This is a genomic window from Cryobacterium suzukii (assembly GCF_004403185.1).
GTDB lineage: Bacteria > Actinomycetota > Actinomycetes > Actinomycetales > Microbacteriaceae > Cryobacterium > Cryobacterium suzukii.
Window position 1 is genome coordinate 20,326 of the sequence record NZ_SOHJ01000011.1, and the last position, 18,745, is coordinate 39,070.

An 18,745-nucleotide genomic window follows, 5' to 3' on the forward strand; every position below is an offset into this window, starting at 1 on the left:
ATAGTGGAAGAAAGTTTTAGTGGTCGAGAATTTTGGAGAGAAAGTCCTGCGCGCGAGTGCTCTGCGGGTTGGTGAAGAACTCTTCGGGCGTGGTCTCCTCGACGATTTCGCCGTCGGCCATGAAAATCACGCGATCCGCAGCCTTGCGGGCGAAACCCATCTCGTGGGTGACGACGATCATCGTCATACCGTCGTTAGCGAGGTCGACCATGACTTCGAGAACCTCGTTGATCATTTCGGGGTCGAGAGCGCTGGTCGGCTCGTCGAGCAGAATCAGCTTCGGCTCCATGGCCAGCGCTCGCGCGATGGCGACACGTTGCTGCTGCCCGCCCGAGAGCTGGGCCGGCATTTTCTTTGCCTGGTTGGCCACACCGACGCGTTCCAGCAGGGTCATGGCTTTCTTTTCGGCTTCGGCCTTTGACAGCCCTCGCACCTTTATCGGTCCGAGGGTCACGTTGTCGAGTACGGTTTTGTGCGCGAACAGGTTGAACGCCTGAAAGACCATGCCGACGTCAGCGCGCAGGTGGGCCAGGGCTTTGCCCTCTTCCGGCAGCTTCACACCGTCGATGGTGATGACGCCGTCATCGATGGTCTCGAGACGATTAATGGCCCGGCACAGCGTTGACTTGCCCGACCCGCTCGGTCCGATGACTACGACCACCTCGCCGCGGTTGACCACGGCGTTGATGTTCTTGAGAACGTGCAGTTCTCCGTAGTGCTTGTTGATGTCTTTAACGACGACTAGCGGTTCGCCCCGACGAACGGTGATGTTCGAGGTGGCCGGGGACGAATCTGTGGGCTCCATACTCCCTAACTTAGGACAGAACGCGCGTCTGGACATGCAAAATGCCCGGACAGTAACGCATTTGTAACAGTCCGGGCATCGCGTAGTTGTGCTATGTAGCAGGTCAGGCGCGCTGGGCGAACGCGCTCTCATACAGGCAGACGGATGCCGCGGTCGCGAGGTTCATCGACTCGGCTTCGCCGTAGATCGGCACGCTGACACTGCGGTCGACCCTGGCCAGGTCTTCGTCGGTCAGGCCACGAGCTTCGTTGCCGAAAACCCACACGGTCGGAGCCGCAAGCAGGCCCTCGTTGCGGGCGGTCAGCAGGTCGGAGCCCTTGATATCGGCCGCGAACAGCTGCAGCCCGGCCGCCTTGGCACGGTCGAGGACGTCGGAGAGGTCGGCCGCGATAGCGACGGGCAGGTGAAAGATGGAGCCGGTCGAGGAACGGATGACCTTGGGGTTGTACAGGTCGACGCTGCGACCGGTGAGGATGACGGCATCCGCGCCCGCGGCATCCGCTGCCCGAATGATGGTGCCGGCGTTGCCCGGGTCGCGTACCTCTTCGAGGATGGCGACGAGCTTGGGCTCGGCGTTGAAGATTTTCTTCACCGAGGTGGGGAACTGGTGGCAGACGGCCACGAAGCCCTGTGGGGTGACCGTGTCGGCCATGGCTTCGAGCACCTCTTCGGAGACGAACTCCACTTCGACCTGAGCGTCGACGGCCTTCTGGGCCAGGTCGGTGTAGCGGTCGAGAGCGGTGGGCGTCGCAAACAGCTCCACGACGAGCTCTGGGCGAAAGGTGAGGGCTTCGGAAACGGCCTGCGGGCCTTCGAGCAGAAACAGACCGGACTCGAGGCGCGCGTCGCGCTTGGCAAGTTTTGCGACGGAACGGACGCGCGGTGAACGTGGATTATCAAGCATGATGTTCAGTTTAGGTGCACAACGTTTAGGTACAGAAAAGGAGCGGGCGATCAGGTCGCCCGCTCCTCGTCTCCGAACTTCGAACCGTTCACCACATTCACGCCCAGGAGGCAGCGCGTGATGAACCGATCGGTGTAACGCCTTACGCCTTGACGGCGACCTTCGGTGCCGAGGTGTCGGCGGGAAGAGCAGCCTTGGCGCTCTCAACGAGAGCGGCGAACGTCGCTGCCTCGTTGACAGCCAGGTCGGCGAGGATACGACGGTCAACCTCGATGCCAGCCAGGCCGAGGCCCTGGATCAGACGGTTGTAGGTGAGGCCGTTGGCGCGCGACGCAGCGTTGATCCGCTGGATCCACAGGCGACGGAAGTCACCCTTGCGTGCACGACGGTCACGGTAGCTATAGGTGAAGGAGTGAGTGAGCTGCTCCTTGGCCTTGGTGACCAGGCGTGAACGCTGACCGCGGTAGCCCTTAGCGCGTTCGAGAATAACGCGGCGACTCTTGTGGGCGTTTACGGCCCTCTTTACTCTTGCCATTTTTTACAAATCCTTATTCGTTACGGGGGCCTGGTATTACAGACCGAGAAGCTTTTTGATGACCTTCTGGTCTGACTTGGCCAGCACCTGATCCTGGTTCAAACGGGACTTGCGCTGCGTGCTCTTGACCTCGAGGTTGTGTCGAAGTCCGGCCTGCTGCTTCATGATCTTTCCGCTTCCGGTGACCTTGAAACGCTTCTTGGTTCCGGAGTGGGTCTTCATCTTAGGCATTCGGTTCCTCCTGTTTCGCTGCCTTGTCGGCAACTTTGTCTGCCTTATCGGCTACCTTGTCTGCCTTCTCGGCAGCCTTGTGGGCGTTGATCTCGGCCTTGGCTTCTGACTTGTTCTTCAACGGGCCAATCACCATGACCATGTTTCGACCGTCGATCATCGGAGTAGATTCCACGGAACCGTACTCGGCGACATCCTCGGCAAATTTTTGGAGCAGTCGTACGCCCTGATCGGGGCGGGACTGTTCACGGCCACGAAAGAGAATCATGGCCTTGACCTTGTCACCGCTCTTCAGGAAGCCTTCGGCGCGTTTGCGCTTGGTCTCGTAGTCGTGCGTATCAATCTTGAGACGAAAACGAACCTCCTTGAGGATCGTGTTCGCCTGGTTGCGCCTGGCCTCCTTGGCCTTCTGCGCAGCCTCGTACTTGAACTTGCCGTAGTCCATGATCTTGGCCACGGGCGGCTTGGCTTCGGGTGCAACTTCGACGAGGTCGAGGTCGGCATCCTGTGCCAGGCGCAGGGCAACATCAATCGCCACGACCCCGACCTGCTCGCCGTTGGGACCAACGAGACGAACTTCGGGGACGCGTATACGGTCATTTGTACGGGGATCGCTGATGCGTCTCTCCTCTTGGTTAACTTCGTGATCACAACCAGACAGCGGATGCCGACTGGGGACGAAGAGAGGAAAATCACGCGTTTCCCAAGCCAACTTTATCGTTGGCCTGTTCTACACGACACCCTGTCTACCCTCGCTCTGCCACCTTCCCGAAGGAGGTGATGAAGCGACGGCGGAGTGCAAACTACCCGGTAACCTTGATGAAGCGGTATGCGCGGGTGGGAGATTCTCCACTTTCGTACCGAGACTATTGTCCCGGAACCAAAGATGAGCCTAGCAGAGGAATGCAGTGAGTAATACTTTTGAGCAAGATGCGGCTTTTGAGCAAGATGCGAGTTTTGAGCAAGATGCGAGTTTTGAGCAGGATGCGGCGCAGGCGACACGCGACATCGCCGATGTGGCCGCTGTGGAGATCATCACCACGGCCGCTGTGCACCTGATGAGTGCCGCCGCCGTGAAGTGCGGACTCGCGGAAGATCCCGACGCCCAGATCGACCTGGACGAGGCGCGCAAGCTCATCACTGCCCTCGCCGGCCTCGTGACGGCCGCCGCTCCCGACATCGCCGACATGCATGCCCGCAGCCTGCGCGACGGCCTGCGTTCCCTGCAGCTCGCGTTCCGTGAGGCCTCCGCCATCCCCGACGCGATCGGCGAGGGCCCCGGCGAGAAGTACACCGGCCCGGTCAACTAACTCCCTTCTCGACGAGCGGATGCTGCCGGTCACCCCGACCGACGGCATCCGTTTTTTAGTCCCCGGCGGCGGCTCGAGTCAGGTCTGGCAGCGTGGGCACCAGAACGTGTTGCGCTGCTCGACATCACTTCGGCCCAAGGTGCCGCGGCGAATAGGGGTACCACAGCGACGGCAAGCTTGAGCGCCTCGCCCGTAAACCCACACCTGGGCTCCGCGGCGCAGGTTGCCGGTGGTCGTGCGTTCGTCGCGGTCTTTGTTGGCCAGGAGCAGGCGCCGGGCCAGGCCCACGAGCCCGGGCACGTCGGTGACCTCGGCCATTGGCCGCGTCGGCAGCAACCCGCGCAGAAAGCAGAGCTCGTTAACGTAGACGTTGCCGAGCCCGGCCAGGTTGCGCTGGTCGGCGAGGGCCAGAATGACCGGTTGTTCGGGCCGAGCAGCGAGGCGAGTGGCGGCCTCGGCGCGCTCGCCCGCTCCCCAGCCGGTATCGAGCAGATCGGGTCCGAGGTAGCCGACCACCTCCGACTCTGCCCGGGTCGGCACGAGCTCCAGTACGCCGAGCTCAAACCCGACCGCGACCCAGTCCGCTGTTTCTAGAATGATGCGGGCCTGAAACGCTGGTCGCTGCCACCGTGTGCCCGGTCTATACAGGTGCCAGGCACCCTCCATCTTCAAATGCGAGTGGATGCTCGTCTCACCGACCCGGTGCAGCAGATGTTTGCCGCGACTGACGACCTCGTGCACGGTCTGCCCGGAAAGATCGACGGTAGCGAAAGTAGGCACTCGAATGTCGCAGCCCGTCAGGATGCTGCCGCGCAGGGCCTGGTCGAGGGTTCGGGCCGTGCGGTAGACGGTGTCTCCCTCAGGCACGCAGCCTCAGCCCTTTCGGAGTCTCGGTGAACCCGGCGGCGCGGAGAGCCACGCCCACGGCGGTGCCGATCACGAACACACCGTTGACCGTTTCAACCGCAATCCTCTGCACGCGACCGTTGGTGACCAGGGCGGCCAGACTCACGGTGGCCGCCCGGAGCACGTCCTGATCCGTTTCAAAAGCAACCACCGTTTTGCCGCCGCGCTCGACGTACAGCACGAGGGCACCGTCGACAAGAACAACGAGTGCACCCGCCTTCCGGCCCGGGCGGTGGGTGGTGTCGCCAGGCAGTGGCGGCCACGGCAGCGCGGCACCATAGGCATTCCCCGGATCCGTTGCGGCCAGGGTTATCGCAATGGCCGGTGCGGCACTGCGCGCAGCCGACGGGTCTGACGATCCCACAGCGAAGGTGCGCAGCCGGTCGATGGTGCCGCCGGTGGCGAACTGGGCAGCGCCGAGGCCCTCGATGAAATAGCCGCGGCGGCAGCGGGCCATCTCTTCAAACCCGGTGAGCGTGCGGTAGACGAGGGAGAATCCGCCCAGAACACCCTCGGCCATCACCGCCCCCCGCGTCACCACACCGTAGCGTTCGAGCAGGGTCTCCCCTAGGGCGTGCGCGCGACGCGTTGGCGACTCGTCGGCCACCGGAAGGATCGACCAGCGACCCGAGACTGTTGGTGGACCGCTGCGGCTCGGCAGGTTCGGCCGCGGCATCGACCGTCCGCGATGCAGGCGGGCGCGGGGCGCGGCCCGGCTCTGCCGGTGGGCCGTATGGCCGCCGGCCAGAAGTGACCGCACCGGAGCGAACGTGTCATTGTTGATCAGGCTGGCCCAGACCAGGTCCCACAGTGCCTGCACCAGTGCGGCGTCGTCCTGACTGCCGACGGCATCAGCCAACTGTCGGAAGAAGTAAGCACCGCCGCCGCCCAAAGTCGCGAGGATCTCCTGCTGGAGCGGCGTCGTCTCCACATCGACGGGGAGCGGCAGCGTGAGCTGGGCCGTCTCGGCGAGGTGCAGACTGACCCAGCCGTCGTTGCCGGCGAGGGTTCCCGCGCCCGCCCAGAGTAATTCCCCCGCGTTGGTGAGTTCGTCGAGCATGCCCGGCTGGTAGTCGCTCACCCGGGCCGGCAGAATGAGCGTCTCCCAGGCGGACGCCGGAATGCGCGCCCCCTCGAGCTGCTCCACAACGGATGCGACGCCATCGATTCCCCGCAGCTTGCCTCCCACATGTTGCCAGACCGGCAGGAACCGACCGATGGCCTGCTGGTCCACCGGTTCCACCTCGTGCCGAAGCGCCGCGAGCGAGCGCCGACGCAGGCGCCGCAGCACCTCGGAATCACACCATTCCAAGCCGGTGCCGTTCGGCCGAAATTCGCCCGCCACGATACGGCGGGCGTCGGCGAGGCGTCCGAGGGCAATCTGAACGACGGCGATGCCGAGGCCAAACCGGTCGGCGACGGCGTCGGTGGTGAAGGGTCCGTGGGAGCGTGCGTAGCGGCTCACCAGATCACCGAGCGGATCAGCCACGGATTCAGTGAACGCAGCGGACACCCCGATCGGCAGGGGCACACCGAGAGCATCCCGCAATCGGCTGGCGTCTTCGACCGCTGCCCAGCGTTCCTCACCTCCGATGCTCAGGCGCATGGCGCGGCGTGCGTCGACCAGGCCTAGCAGGGCGTGCTCGGCGAGAAAGAAGCCAGGCCGGTCGGGCGCAGGTAGCAGGTCGGGCGCGGGCTGCGATTCCGGCGGGGGAATGAGCATCCGCTCGGCGACCTCGATGGTGCTGAGGGGGCCAAGGGTGCGCAACAGATCGGCGACACCCTCCATGCCCTTGGCCAGGTAATCCGGCGCGAGCCGTTGCAGTTCTCGGTCGGTTTGGGCGATGACGCTCGGGTCGAGGAGTTCACGCAGTTCGACCCGTCCCAACAGCTCGGCGAGCAGGCTCGAATCGATAGCGAGGGCGGTGGCGCGCCGCTCGGCGAGCGGGGTGTCGCCCTCATACATGAAGGCGGCAACGTAACCGAACAGCAGCGTGCTCGCGAACGGGCTGGCGGTCTCGGTCATGGTGTCGACCAGACGCAATTCGCGGGAGGCGATCTGCCTGGCCAGCGCCGCGAGGGCCGGCAGATCGTACACGTCTTGAAGGCATTCACGCAGGGTCTCGAGAATGATCGGAAAGGTGGGAAAGGTGCGGGCCACGTCGAGCAGTTGGGCGGCCTTCTGCCGTTGTTGCCACAGCGGCGAGCGGGCGCCGGGTTTGTACCTGGGCAGCAACAGTGCCCGGGCAGCGCACTCCCGAAACCGGGAAGCAAACAGGGCGGAGCCACCGACCTCGTCAATGACAAGCTGCTCGAGCTCATCGGGGTCGAAAACGAAGAGTTCGCTGCCAGGCGGTTCGGTTTCGGTATCGGGGATGCGCACGACAATACCGTCATCGCTGGCTACGCAGGAGCCGTCGATTCCGTAGCGTTCGCGCACGCGAGCACCCACCGCGAGCGCCCACGGTGCATGCACTGGAGTGCCAAACGGGGAGTGCAGCACAACCCGCCAGTCCCCCAGCTCATCACGGAAGCGTTCGACCACGAGGGTACGGTCGGTCGGAAGCTGCCCGGTGACCGCGCGCTGCTCGGCGAGAAAGGCCAGCAGGTTACTGATTGCGCGCTGGTCGAGGCCGCTCACCGCGCAGCGAACCTGAGCTTCACTCGGCGACAAGGCCCCGACCTCGCGCACGAACTCGCCGATGGCCTGGCCGAGTTCGGCCGGGCGGCCGAGGCCATCACCCTTCCAGAACGGAAGCCGCCCTGGCTGCCCGAAAGCTGGCACGACGAGCACCCGGTCGTGCGTGATCTCCTGGATACGCCAACTCGTCGTACCGAGCGCGAAGACGTCGTTCACACGTGACTCGTAGACCATCTCCTCGTCGAGTTCGCCGACTCGTTTGCCGGTGATCTGTTCGCCACCGACCATGAAGACGCCGAACAGGCCGCGGTCGGGAATGGTGCCGCCGCTCGTCACGGCCAGGCGTTGCGCTCCGGGCCGCCCGGTCAGGGTGCCTGCGTCTCGATCCCAGACAATGCGGGGCCGCAGTTCGGCGAACTGGTCAGACGGGTAGCGGCCGGCGAGCAGGTCGAGGGTCGCCTCGTAGGCCGAGCGGGGCAGGGTCGCAAACGGCGCGCTGCGCCGCACCGTGTCAAACCACGTCTCCACGTCGATGGGCTCGAGCGCGCAGGCTGCGACGGTCTGTTGCGCCAGAATGTCGAGCGGGTTGGTGGGTATCCGCAGAGATTCGATGGCGCCGGCCACCATGCGCTCGGCGGCAACCGCAGCATGGATGAGGTCGGCGCGATGCTTGGGAAAAATCACCCCGCGCGAAATCTCACCCACTTGGTGCCCGGCCCGGCCAAGGCGCTGCAGCCCGCTCGACACCGACGGTGGCGATTCAACCTGCACGACCAGGTCGACGGCACCCATGTCGATACCGAGTTCCAGGCTCGAAGTCGCGACGACACAGCGCAGGCGGCCAGATTTTAGGTCGTCTTCAATGAGCGCCCGTTGTTCCTTGCTGACGGAACCGTGATGCGCCCGCGCGAGCAACGGCTCGGCGCCTGCGCTCTGGCCACTTCCCCCCATCAGCTCGGCCGGCGGGCGCGCAGCCCGCATCACACCGGGTTCGGCGAACTCGCCCTCGGCAGCCGAACCGGGCACCAAAGCGGATGCCTCCGCCCCGGCCAGACGATCGGCATAGATTTCGTTGAACCTGGCTGTGAGCCGTTCAGTAAGTCTCCGGGAATTCGCAAAGACAATGCTCGAGGAATGCGCCAGTACCTCGTCAACGATGGCCTCCTCAACGTGGGGCCAGATCGACCCGGTTTGCGCAGCAGCGGCCGACGTGACCCCCTCGCGTTGCGGTACCGGCCCGAGGTCGCTCATATCGTCGACCGGCACGACCACTCGCAGGTCGAACCGTTTCAGGGTGGGCGGCGCCACGATCTGAACGGGCGCGGCGCCACCGAGAAAGCGCGCCACTTCGCTCTGCGGGCGCACGGTGGCCGACAACCCGATGCGCTGGGCTGGGTGGCTAAGGAGCGCGTCGAGGCGTTCGAGAGATACTGCGAGGTGGGCGCCGCGCTTACTGGCCGCGACCGCGTGTATCTCGTCGATGATGACCGTCTGCACATCTCTCAGCGATTCCCGAGCTGCCGACGTCAGCATCAAAAACAAGGATTCCGGAGTGGTGATGAGGATGTCGGGGGGCGAGTTGACCAATTTGCGGCGCTCGGCGCTCGGCGTGTCTCCGGAACGCACACCGACCGTGACCTGTGGCGGCTGAAGTCCGAGCCGTTGCGCGGCCCGGCTGATTCCCACCAGCGGGGCGGTGAGGTTGCGTTCAACATCGACGCCGAGGGCTTTGAGCGGTGAGATATAGAGCACACGAGTTCCAAGCACCCGGGTGCCGGTCTCGGCTGCTGCCGGTGCTGACTCGTTCGCCAGCCGGTCGATGGCCCACAGGAATGCGGCGAGGGTTTTGCCCGATCCGGTGGGGGCCACGACGAGGGCGTGCGACCCTTGCGCGATTGCATTCCACGCACCGAGCTGCGCTGCGGTCGGCGTGGCAAACGCCTCGGTGAACCAAGCCCGGGCAGCCGGGGAGAATCGATCGAGCACGTCGGTCATACCGTCATTCTCACCTGACCTACCGACAGCGCACTGAACACGGCCAATATCGGGTACTAGGCCGAGGCGACGAGCTTGACACGGAGCGAATCAACGCCGGTCGTGATGGTCTCGCTTTCCGACCAGCGCGTGCCGAGGCGAGTGAGGATTGCGTCGAGGTCAGTCTGGGTGAGGCCGTCGACCAGTTCCAGTTGAACCACGAGCTCGGGGCCGGTGAGGTGGCCAAGCGGGTCACCGGCGGAGAGCTGGACGGTCAGTACCGAAAGTTCCGTCGCGATCGATGCCGTGAAGGCGGCGGCGACGTGGTGATTGGCGTAACTCGGTGTCCACGGCAAGGATTGGGCGATGGCCCACAAGGCCGGGCGTCGAATGACGAATTCACCGGGCGAGGTCGGGTCGAGCACGACGAGGTCGGTGTTTTCCTGCGCGGCGGCCAGGGCGACGCGCACGGCATCCGCTGGAACGGGCCGGGCGAGGGGATTCCAGATCGTCATGGCTGCGGTGGAGGAGAAAGCAGGCAGTACGGTGCGGCCGTCCGGACCGGCCACGGTGATGATCGACAGCTCCTGGGTTTTGTCGATCGTCTGGCCCCGCCTGTTCAGGGCGGCATCGCCGAGCTTGGTCACCAGGGGGATGAGCAGTCGGGAACCGCGAATGGCGTCGATGACGCTCTCTTCCCCGGCCTCGCGCGCCTGAAACCGGGCGAGCGCCTCAGCAAGGGGTGCGGGTACGGATCCGTCATCGCCAGCGTCGAGATTCGCCTCGAACTCGCGACCGGCCCAGGGCTGGCCGGCAGAGTCGGCCGTGTTGGCCGATTCGATGTGATCGCCGGGTTGACCTGACGGCGCGGCACCGCCCGGGCGTCCAAATGAATCGCCGGTGGAACCGAGGTTTCGCGCCTTCGCCATTAGTCCCCCGCGACGTCCAGGGCCTCGGCCAGGGTGAATGCGCCCGCATACAGCGCTTTGCCCACGATGGCACCTTCAAGCCCGAGCGGAACCAGGCGGCGCAGGGCTTCAATGTCATCGAGGCTGGAGATGCCGCCGGAGGCGATCACGGGTTTGCGGGTGCGGTCGAGCACCTGACGAAGAAGGTCTATGTTCGGACCCTGCAGGGTGCCGTCCTTGGTGACGTCGGTCACCACGTAGCGGGCACAGCCGGCCACTTCGAGGCGTTCGAGCACCTGCCAGAGGTCCCCGCCGTCCTTGGTCCAGCCGCGCGCAGCGAGAGTCGTTCCGCGTACATCGAGGCCTACGGCGACCGCGTCACCGTATTGCGCTATGACGCTGGCCGCCCACTCCGGATTTTCGAGAGCCGCTGTGCCGAGGTTGATGCGTTTGACGCCCGTGGTAAGTGCCGCTTCGAGTGACTCGTCATCGCGGATACCACCGGAGAGTTCAATTTTGACGCCCTTGACCTGACGGATGACCTTTTTGATCACGCCAGTATTGTTTCCCCGACCGAACGCCGCGTCGAGGTCCACGAGGTGAATCCACTCGGCGCCCTGCCGCGCCCAATCAGCCGCAGCGTCGATGGGATCACCGTAATTCGTTTCCGTGCCGGCCTCCCCCTTTGTCAGGCGAACTGCCTTACCGCCGGCCACATCGACGGCGGGCAAGAGGACGAGCCTCGGTGTCTTATTGAACTCGCTCATTGGTGTCCTTGGTTGGTGCGGTCGCATGCTGCGACCAGTTTCATGGCAGGTGCCGGTAATGGGTAGGCAGGAAGAGTGCGGATTGTGAAGTCTAGGCGCACCGCGCTAGTCGCGCAGAGTTCCGATCCAGTTCTTCAGCAGGCGGATGCCCGCCTCACCCGATTTTTCGGGGTGGAATTGGGTGGCGCTGAGCGGGCCGTTCTCGATCGCAGCCAGGAACGGTGCCCCGTGTTCCGCCCAGGTGAGCCGGGGTTCGGGAAACGGCGGCATGACCTCGAGCGTCCAGGATTGGGCGGCGTACGAGTGCACGAAATAGAACCGTTCCTCTTCGATACCTCGGAAGAGTACAGAGTTAGGGGCGCTCCTGACGGTGTCCCAGCCCATGTGCGGCAGGATCGGTGCGGGAAGTTCGGTGACCGTTCCGGGCCATTCGCCGAGTCCCTCGGTGTCGATCCCGCGCTCGACACCGTGTTCAAACATGACCTGCATGCCGACGCAGATGCCGAGCACCGGACGATCGCCAGCCAGGCGACGGTCGATGATTTCGTCGCCGCGCACCGCTTTGAGTGCGGCCATCACTGCGCTGAACGCACCGACACCTGGCACGACGAGGCCGTCGGCCTCGAGTGCGACCGTTCGATCGCTCGTCAGGGTGACGTCGGCGCCCGCCAGTTCGAGTGCCTTGGCCGCGGAGTGCACATTGCCCGTGCCGTAGTCGAAGACAACGACCCGGGTCACAGGGCACCCTTGGTCGACGGAATACCGTGCACCAGCGGGTCGAGGGCTTTGGCGAGGCGAAAAGCGCGGGCGAAAGCCTTGAACTCGGCTTCGGCGATGTGGTGCGGGTCGCGCCCGCCCAGCACGGTTACGTGCACGGTCAACCCGGCGTGAAAGGTGATGGCTTCAAAGACGTGACGCACCATGGAGCCGGTGAAGTGTCCGCCGATGAGGTGGAATTCGAAGCCGGCCGGTTCACCGGTGTGCACCAGGTAGGGGCGACCCGAGATGTCGACGACGGCTTGCGCGAGGGCCTCGTCGAGCGGCACCAGCGCATCGCCGTAGCGCGAGATGCCCGACTTATCGCCGAGCGCTTGGCGAATAGCCTGGCCGAGCACGATTCCCACGTCTTCGACAGTGTGGTGCACATCAATTTCGATGTCGCCGGAAGCGCGCACGGTGAGGTCGCACAACGAGTGTTTCGCGAACGCGGTGAGGAGGTGGTCGTAAAACGGCACCGAGGTGCGGATATCACTGACGCCGGTACCGTCGAGGTTGAGCGAGAGATCGATGCTGGATTCGCTCGTCTCCCGTTGCAGGTGTGCGACGCGGGGCGTGAAAATGCCGACAGGTGAACTCATACTGCTAGCTTATTCGGCTCGGACTGAATCGGTTTGACCGGGAGTACCGGCACGCCCCAGGCGGGACAACGCCTCGAGGAACTGTGACGTCTCATTCTCGGTACCGGCCGTCACCCGCAAATGGCCGGGAATACCAACGTCGCGAATGAGGATTCCCTCAGCGAGCAACGCCTCAAAGGTCTCCCGCGGGTCGGTCACTCCCCCAAACAGCACGAAGTTACTCCAACTTCGGTGCGGGGAATAGCCCAAGCGGGCAAGCTCAACCACGAGTCGGTCACGCTGCCCTCGAATGTCGTCGACCATCGCGAGCATCTCGGCGCTGTGCGCCAGAGCCGCATTCGCCGCGGCCTGAGTCAGAGCCGACAGGTGGTACGGCAGACGCACCAGGCGAAGGGCATCCGTTACCGCCGGATCGGCAGCCAGGTAACCGACGCGCGCACCGGCAAAAGCGAAGGCTTTGCTCATCGTGCGCGAGACGAGGAGCCGTTCCCGACCGGGCAGCAGGGTGATCGCACTCGGAGTACCAGTGGGTGCGAATTCGGCGTAGGCCTCGTCAACGACAACGATGCCGGCTGTCGCGTCGTAGACGGCGGCGATGGTCTCGAGCGAGAGCGGGGTGCCTGTGGGGTTGTTCGGCGAGCAGAGAAAAACGATGTCGGGGTTGGTTCGGGTGACCTCGCTCGCGGCCGTGACCGGCGAGAGCTCGAAGTCGGCGTCACGAGTGCCCGAAATCCAGGTGGTGCCAGTACCCGACGCGAGAATCGAGTACATCGAGTACGTCGGAGCAAAGCCGAGCAGGCTGCGTCCCGGCCCGCCGAAAGCCTGAAGCACCTGCTGCAGCACTTCGTTGGACCCGTTCGCCGCCCAAATATTGTCGGCGGTGAGCCCCTCACCGAGGTACTGGGCCAGCGCCTCGCGCAGGGCCGTGAACTCACGGTCGGGATACCGATTTACCGAGTGGATGGCCTCGGCCAGGCTAGCGAGGATGTCGCGCGCCACCGAGTCAGGGATGGGGTGCGTGTTCTCGTTGACGTTCAGCGCCACCGGAACGTGCAGTTGCGGAGCACCGTATGGGGTGAGACCTTGCAGATTGGTACGGAGCGGGAGGTCTTCGAGGCTGGTCACCCTCTCCATGCTACGGCCCTGTGCCGCTGCCGATATCTTCTTAGGTGTCGGCGGGGATTTCTAAACGCTGGCCCGGCTGCAAAGTTTCGACAGACAGTGCGTTGAGTCGTTTGATGTCCGCCACCACGTCGCGCGGGTCGGCCGCCGGCGAGATCTCTTCGGCAAGGTCCCACAGGGTCTGGCCGGGTTCGACCGTGACGAACCGGGCGGAACCGACGTCGGTTGGCGAGTACGCCAGAGTTGTAACGATTCCGGAATCGGTCGTGTACGACATGAGGTCAATGCCCGTGGCGGAGTCCGCCGCACCGGCCGCACCCCCGTTGACGGCGAAAGACACGGCGCCGATCACCAGCGGGACGGCTGCGAGGGTTGTGAAAACCACGCGACCGCGGCGGGTGAGACGAAGACGACTGACGGGCGTGAGGGCTGCCGGTACGAAAACTGCTGGTGCACATGCTGTGGTCATGTCAAACCTCCAAGGTAGGCGGGCTGCGAGTCTCGTATCCGGCCCTCGGCCGGGAAGGCCGGATACGAAACTATGTTCCGAATATAACTTCGAACAATCGAACATGCAAGCTTTTTCTCGCCTCAGCCCGGAATTTAGCGCAACACACTCGAATAAGTGTTTGTTTGAGGGCGTGGAACTGGATAAACTTTCGATAGGACAATTGCTTGATTTACACTCAACCAGACACCACCGACATTCCCGCGTGACATGGTTTCAGGCCACACGGGACCTATTCAAGGAGGGCACATCGTGACACAAGACACCAGTGGTACCCGCGACAAGGGCGGGACTCGGCGCCGCAAGAGTTTGAGCCAACGCCAGCTCGCTATTCTCGACGTGATTCAGCGCTCGGTGAGCTCGCGCGGCTACCCGCCGAGCATGCGGGAAATCGGTGATGCAGTCGGTCTCGCCTCCCTGTCGAGCGTGACCCACCAGCTCAACCAACTCGAACTCAGCGGTTACCTGCGCCGCGACCCGAATCGTCCGCGTGCCCTCGAAGTGCTCATCGAGATTCAGCGTGCTCCCGAAGACGTCAGCACCGGCGATCAGGACAGCTTTCACCCCGGCATACAGGTCGGCGATGCTGCGATGGTTCCCCTCGTCGGTCGCATCGCCGCGGGAATTCCCATCACGGCCGACCAACAGATAGACGAGATCTTCCCGCTGCCCCGCCAGCTCGTGGGTCAGGGAGAGCTGTTCATGCTCAAAGTCGTGGGTGAGTCCATGATCGACGCGGCCATCTGCGACGGCGACTGGGTAGTCGTTCGCCAGCAGAAGACCGCAGAGAACGGCGAGATCGTCGCTGCCATGCTCGACAATGAGGCCACGGTGAAGGTCTTGCGCAAGCGCGACGGCCACACCTGGCTATTGCCGCGCAACAGCAACTTCGAACCGATTGTCGGTGACTTTGCCGACATCCTCGGCAAGGTCGTTGCGGTGTTGCGCTCGGTCTAGTTCTCGCACTGACACCTGCCGCACGAGAAGGGCCCCACCACCAGCCGGTGGTCGGGCCCTTCTCTCACTGCGGTGGTCGAGTCAGGCGCTCACGTCGGCACTGAGGCGTTCGCGCACCACCCGCGTCGCCGCAAGCATGTTCTGCAGCGATTGCACGGTTTCGTCATAGCCACGCGTCTTGAGACCGCAGTCCGGGTTCACCCAGACCTGTCGTTCGGGAATGGATTCCAGGGCGGTGTCGAGCAGGGTCGTCAGTTCACCTACGCTCGGCACCCGGGGTGAGTGGATGTCATAGATTCCGGCACCGATGCCGTGGTCAAACCCGCCTGCCTCGATCTCTTGCACTACCTCCATCCGGGAACGGGCCGCTTCGATACTCGTGACGTCTGCATCAAGGTTGCGGATGGCTTCGATGACGACGCCGAACTCCGAATAGCAAAGGTGGGTATGAATCTGGGTCGCATCCGCTACACCGGCCGTCGCGAGCCGGAACGAGCCGACCGACCAATCCAGGTAGTCCGCGTGATCTCTCTTTTTCAGCGGCAGCAGTTCCCGCAAGGCCGGTTCGTCGACCTGAACGATCTTGATGCCCGCAGCCTCAAGATCACCAATTTCGTCGCGCAGGGCCAGGGCCACCTGGCGGGCAGTTTCGCCGAGCGGCTGATCATCGCGCACAAAGGACCAGGCCAGAATCGTCACCGGTCCGGTGAGCATACCCTTGACCGGCTTCGCCGTCAGGCTCTGCGTGTACACCGACCAGTCCACCGTGATCGGTGCCGGGCGCGATACGTCGCCCCACAGAATGGACGGCCGCGTGCAGCGGCTGCCGTAGGACTGCACCCAGCCGTTCTCGGTCACGGCAAACCCATCGAGGTTTTCGGCAAAGTACTGCACCATGTCATTGCGTTCGGGTTCTCCGTGCACGAGCACGTCGAGCCCAATCTCCTCCTGCAGGGCCACGACCCGACCGATCTCGGCGCGCATCAGGGACCGATATTCGTCGGCGGCTATGGTTCCCTTGAGAAACTGGGCACGTGTTCGGCGTATGTCACCGGTCTGCGGGAACGATCCGATCGTCGTTGTTGGCAACGGCGGCAGCTGCAATGCCGCATCCTGCGCGCGCAGACGATCGGCGTAAGCGCCCCGGCTGAAGTCGGCGTCGGTGAGCATAGCAGCACGGCGGCGCACGACGCCGTCGCGCACGCCGGGGGCGCTGTGCCGCTCAGCCAACGCAGCCTCGGCTTCGGCCAACGGTCCGGCGATGGCGGCCCGTCCATTGACGAGCCCCTGCGCGAGGGTAGCGACCTGCCCGACCTTCTGGTCGGCGAAGGCCAACCAGCTCGCCAACGAGCCAGGCAGAGATGTTTCATCGAGCACATCGTGCGGCACGTGCAGCAGGGAGGTCGAGGTGGAGACGGAAACGGAGTCCGACAGCACGCGCACACCCTCGGCAACTTCGATGGCCCCGGCTAAGTCGCCGCGCCAGATGTTGTGGCCGTCGATTACCCCGGCGACGAGGGTCTTGCCGTCCAGCCCCGGTACCGCCTGCGGCAGAGTTCCCCGCACCAGGTCGAGGCCGATTGCTTCGACGGCTGTGGAGGCGAGAACCGGCAGAGCATCATCGAGGCTGCCGTAGGGCGCCGCAACGAACAGAGCCGGCCGGACGGTCAACCGACCCAGCAACCCATAAACGGATGCGACGGCCGCCAGCGTCTCGGCGCGCGGCACGTCGATGGATTCACTGACCAGGCCCGGCTCGTCGAGCTGCACCCAGTCAGCGCCGGCATCCGCCAGCCGCGCGAGGAGCGCCGCGTAAACGGGAAGAAGATCGTCGAGCCGAGACAGCGGCGAAAAACCGCCCGGAGCGCCATCGCTGGCCTTGCTGAGCAGCAGGAACGTGACCGGCCCGACGAGCACCGGACGGGTGAGGAACCCGGCGGCTTTGGCTTCGACGAATTCACGCACGATCCGGTCACCGGCGAGCGAGAACACGGTCTCCGGGCCGATCTCGGGCACGAGGTAGTGGTAGTTGGAGTCGAACCACTTAGTCATTTCGAGTGGCAGGTTCTCTCCCTCGCCCCGCGCCAGGGTGAAATAGCCAGCCAAATCGAGGGTTCCGTCTGCGGCGACGAGCGAGGCAAACCGGCCGGGAATCGCGCCGACGGCGACGATCGTGTCGAGCACCTGGTCGTAGTACGAGAACGACTCAGGGATCGACGAGTCTGTGCGGCCGAGACCGAGATCGACGAGCCGGTCGCGGGTCTGCTGCCGCAGCTGGGCGGCGACGGCTTCCAGGGCCGCCCCATCGATCTCTCCGGACCAAAATGCTTCGACGGCCTTCTTGAGTTCCCGCCGCCGGCCGATGCGAGGGTAGCCGAGGATGGTGCCGGCGGGGAAGGCGCTGGATATGGGGGCGCTGGGCATGGTGATTCCTTCACTGGAGCGATGGTGGCTGGAATGGTCGAAGAGAACGAACGTGGGGGTGGGCCTACACGCCTGATCAGGCGGGAGGCCTAGGGCATGGCTGCGGGCACCGGACGCGCCCCACACCCCTCGAGTATCGACAGCACGGTGTCGTGCTGGTTGAAGGCATAGAGGTGTAGGCCGGGGGCACCGCCCGCGAGAACGTCCTGGCTGAGGCGTACGGCGTAGTCGATGCCGATCTGGCGCTGTCCTTGCTCGGTCGGTTCGACCTCGAGCTCGATCGACAGTTCAGCCGGCAACTTCTCACCGGACAGCTGCAGAATTCGGCGTAACCGGTTCGGGCTGGTCACCGGCATGATGCCGGGAAGAATAGGAAAGAGTACCCCGGCAGAGCGAGCCCGTTGGATGAAGCTCAGGTAGTCGTCGGCGTGAAAGAACAGCTGGGTGATCGCCAGGTTGGCCCCGGCGGCCTGCTTGGCCAGCAGCGTGTCGATGTCCTGTGTAACCGACCGCGAGTTGGGGTGGCCGTTGGGGAAGGCGGCGACGCCGATGCGCACCTTGCTGCGTTCGGTTTTTACTCCGCGAGCACTGGGAAGACCGGGAATGACCGTCTCGGTGTATGGCACACGTTCGGCTTGCACTCGATGGATGAGTTGCACCAGCTCGCCCGCGCTGTGGAGGTCCCCGAGAAACGTGGTGTCGTCCGGGGCTGCGCCCTGCGGCGCGTCTCCTCGGACGGCCAGGAAGCTGCGGATACCGGCGTCAAGGAACTCGCGAATGAGACGGCTCGCCTCTGTGTGCGAGGAGCCGACGCAGGTGAGATGCGCCATGGCATCCGCGCTCGTCTGGTCTTTGATGTAGCGCAAAACGTCGAGCGAGGAGTTGCGCGATGACCCGTTGGCGCCGTAGGTGACCGAGATGAACTCGGGACCGGCGGCGGCCAAGTGATCGATGGTGCGGGTGAGAGCGGATGCTGCGGCGACCGTTTTCGGCGGATACACCTCGAACGAGAACGCCAGGCGGGCGTCACACGCAGAAATCCCTGTCGTGGTCATGTTTCCTCATTCGGCAGAAGCGGTACAGCAGTGGTGGCCGGGCGGCCGCGGACATCGCCAGCAGTCTGGCGGTACTTCGCGGGCGGATGCCGGGCTCGGCTGTCGCTCCATGCCGGGGAATGAATTCCGTCGGCAACGATTGATTAGACACTAACAACACCGACGCTGACGTTGGCGAATATGACAATTCATGTCACCCCGCGGTCACTGTTATTACTGTCGGACATCTAGGCACCGCCATCGAACCCTGCCAGACGCGCTGCTCAGGCTTATTTTCATGGCCGCGGGTACGAGTGCTCGGGGTATCGTTGAGCTGCGTCGCGACAACCATTAGTGCGCG

At 64.3% G+C, this 18,745-nt stretch carries 17 protein-coding genes; 2 read left to right on the plus strand and 15 right to left on the minus strand.

Annotated features, from left to right (window positions below):
- Positions 1-16: 16 nt before the first annotated feature.
- The 5 genes from E3T39_RS09880 to infC form a co-directional block, all read right to left on the minus strand.
- A complete protein-coding gene (locus tag E3T39_RS09880) occupies positions 17-805 on the minus strand; it encodes an amino acid ABC transporter ATP-binding protein (protein ID WP_134514868.1) in 789 nt (262 codons plus the stop codon).
- A gap of 103 nt (positions 806-908) precedes the next feature.
- Positions 909-1,709: a TrmH family RNA methyltransferase gene (locus tag E3T39_RS09885; RefSeq protein ID WP_134514869.1), complete on the minus strand. Its 801-nt coding sequence runs from the start codon at positions 1,707-1,709 to the stop codon at positions 909-911.
- A 142-nt stretch (positions 1,710-1,851) separates the two neighbouring features.
- Positions 1,852-2,244 carry a 50S ribosomal protein L20 gene (rplT, locus tag E3T39_RS09890; protein WP_092449848.1) on the minus strand — a complete coding sequence of 131 codons (393 nt, stop codon included), beginning with the start codon at positions 2,242-2,244 and terminating at the stop codon, positions 1,852-1,854.
- A gap of 36 nt (positions 2,245-2,280) precedes the next feature.
- Positions 2,281-2,475 carry a 50S ribosomal protein L35 gene (rpmI, locus tag E3T39_RS09895; protein WP_092341054.1) on the minus strand — a complete coding sequence of 65 codons (195 nt, stop codon included), beginning with the start codon at positions 2,473-2,475 and terminating at the stop codon, positions 2,281-2,283.
- Positions 2,468-3,094 (minus strand): translation initiation factor IF-3, encoded by a 627-nt coding sequence (infC, locus tag E3T39_RS09900; protein WP_104081252.1) that lies wholly within the window; start codon positions 3,092-3,094, stop codon positions 2,468-2,470. Before infC ends, rpmI begins: the two co-directional genes overlap by 8 nt.
- Before the next feature lie 289 nt (positions 3,095-3,383).
- Here infC and E3T39_RS09905 point away from each other — a divergent pair, with 289 nt between their 5' ends.
- Positions 3,384-3,785: a DUF1844 domain-containing protein gene (locus tag E3T39_RS09905; RefSeq protein WP_134514871.1), complete on the plus strand. Its 402-nt coding sequence runs from the start codon at positions 3,384-3,386 to the stop codon at positions 3,783-3,785.
- Between the two features lie 78 nt (positions 3,786-3,863).
- Here the strand turns inward: E3T39_RS09905 and E3T39_RS09910 are convergent, their stop codons facing one another.
- The 8 genes from E3T39_RS09910 to E3T39_RS09945 all read right to left on the minus strand — a co-directional run bounded on the left by E3T39_RS09910 (position 3,864) and on the right by E3T39_RS09945 (position 13,930).
- Positions 3,864-4,652, minus strand: a complete 789-nt coding sequence (locus tag E3T39_RS09910) for a DNA-formamidopyrimidine glycosylase family protein (RefSeq protein WP_134514873.1) — start codon at positions 4,650-4,652, stop codon at positions 3,864-3,866.
- Entirely contained in the window at positions 4,645-9,327 is a 4,683-nt protein-coding gene (locus E3T39_RS09915; RefSeq protein ID WP_134514875.1) for an ATP-dependent helicase, read from the minus strand. Before E3T39_RS09915 ends, E3T39_RS09910 begins: the two co-directional genes overlap by 8 nt.
- A gap of 56 nt (positions 9,328-9,383) precedes the next feature.
- Positions 9,384-10,235: an SseB family protein gene (locus E3T39_RS09920; RefSeq protein WP_134514877.1), complete on the minus strand. Its 852-nt coding sequence runs from the start codon at positions 10,233-10,235 to the stop codon at positions 9,384-9,386.
- Positions 10,235-10,981: a bifunctional 1-(5-phosphoribosyl)-5-((5-phosphoribosylamino)methylideneamino)imidazole-4-carboxamide isomerase/phosphoribosylanthranilate isomerase PriA gene (gene priA, locus E3T39_RS09925; protein WP_134514878.1), complete on the minus strand. Its 747-nt coding sequence runs from the start codon at positions 10,979-10,981 to the stop codon at positions 10,235-10,237. The genes E3T39_RS09920 and priA overlap by 1 nt, the downstream gene beginning before the upstream one ends.
- 105 nt (positions 10,982-11,086) lie before the next feature.
- Entirely contained in the window at positions 11,087-11,719 is a 633-nt protein-coding gene (gene hisH, locus E3T39_RS09930; RefSeq protein WP_134514880.1) for an imidazole glycerol phosphate synthase subunit HisH, read from the minus strand.
- Positions 11,716-12,339, minus strand: coding sequence for an imidazoleglycerol-phosphate dehydratase HisB (gene hisB, locus E3T39_RS09935; RefSeq protein WP_134514882.1), 624 nt, complete (start codon positions 12,337-12,339; stop codon positions 11,716-11,718). The genes hisH and hisB overlap by 4 nt, the downstream gene beginning before the upstream one ends.
- Before the next feature lie 9 nt (positions 12,340-12,348).
- The gene (locus E3T39_RS09940; RefSeq protein ID WP_134514884.1) at positions 12,349-13,473 is read right to left on the minus strand and encodes a histidinol-phosphate transaminase; all 1,125 of its coding nucleotides are present in this window, start codon (positions 13,471-13,473) and stop codon (positions 12,349-12,351) included.
- Positions 13,474-13,504: 31 nt separating this feature from the next.
- The gene (locus tag E3T39_RS09945; protein ID WP_134514886.1) at positions 13,505-13,930 is read right to left on the minus strand and encodes a LysM peptidoglycan-binding domain-containing protein; all 426 of its coding nucleotides are present in this window, start codon (positions 13,928-13,930) and stop codon (positions 13,505-13,507) included.
- 291 nt (positions 13,931-14,221) lie between these two features.
- On the opposite strand from E3T39_RS09945, the gene lexA reads away from it, so the two are divergent.
- Positions 14,222-14,926, plus strand: a complete 705-nt coding sequence (lexA, locus tag E3T39_RS09950; protein WP_241979644.1) for a transcriptional repressor LexA — start codon at positions 14,222-14,224, stop codon at positions 14,924-14,926.
- An 81-nt stretch (positions 14,927-15,007) separates the two neighbouring features.
- On the opposite strand, the gene metE is transcribed toward lexA, so the two are convergent.
- Positions 15,008-17,350 carry a 5-methyltetrahydropteroyltriglutamate--homocysteine S-methyltransferase gene (metE, locus tag E3T39_RS09955; RefSeq protein ID WP_134514889.1) on the minus strand — a complete coding sequence of 781 codons (2,343 nt, stop codon included), beginning with the start codon at positions 17,348-17,350 and terminating at the stop codon, positions 15,008-15,010.
- Positions 17,351-17,439: 89 nt separating this feature from the next.
- Positions 17,440-18,405 (minus strand): methylenetetrahydrofolate reductase, encoded by a 966-nt coding sequence (locus E3T39_RS09960; RefSeq protein WP_241979645.1) that lies wholly within the window; start codon positions 18,403-18,405, stop codon positions 17,440-17,442.
- Between the last annotated feature and the right edge of the window lie 340 nt (positions 18,406-18,745).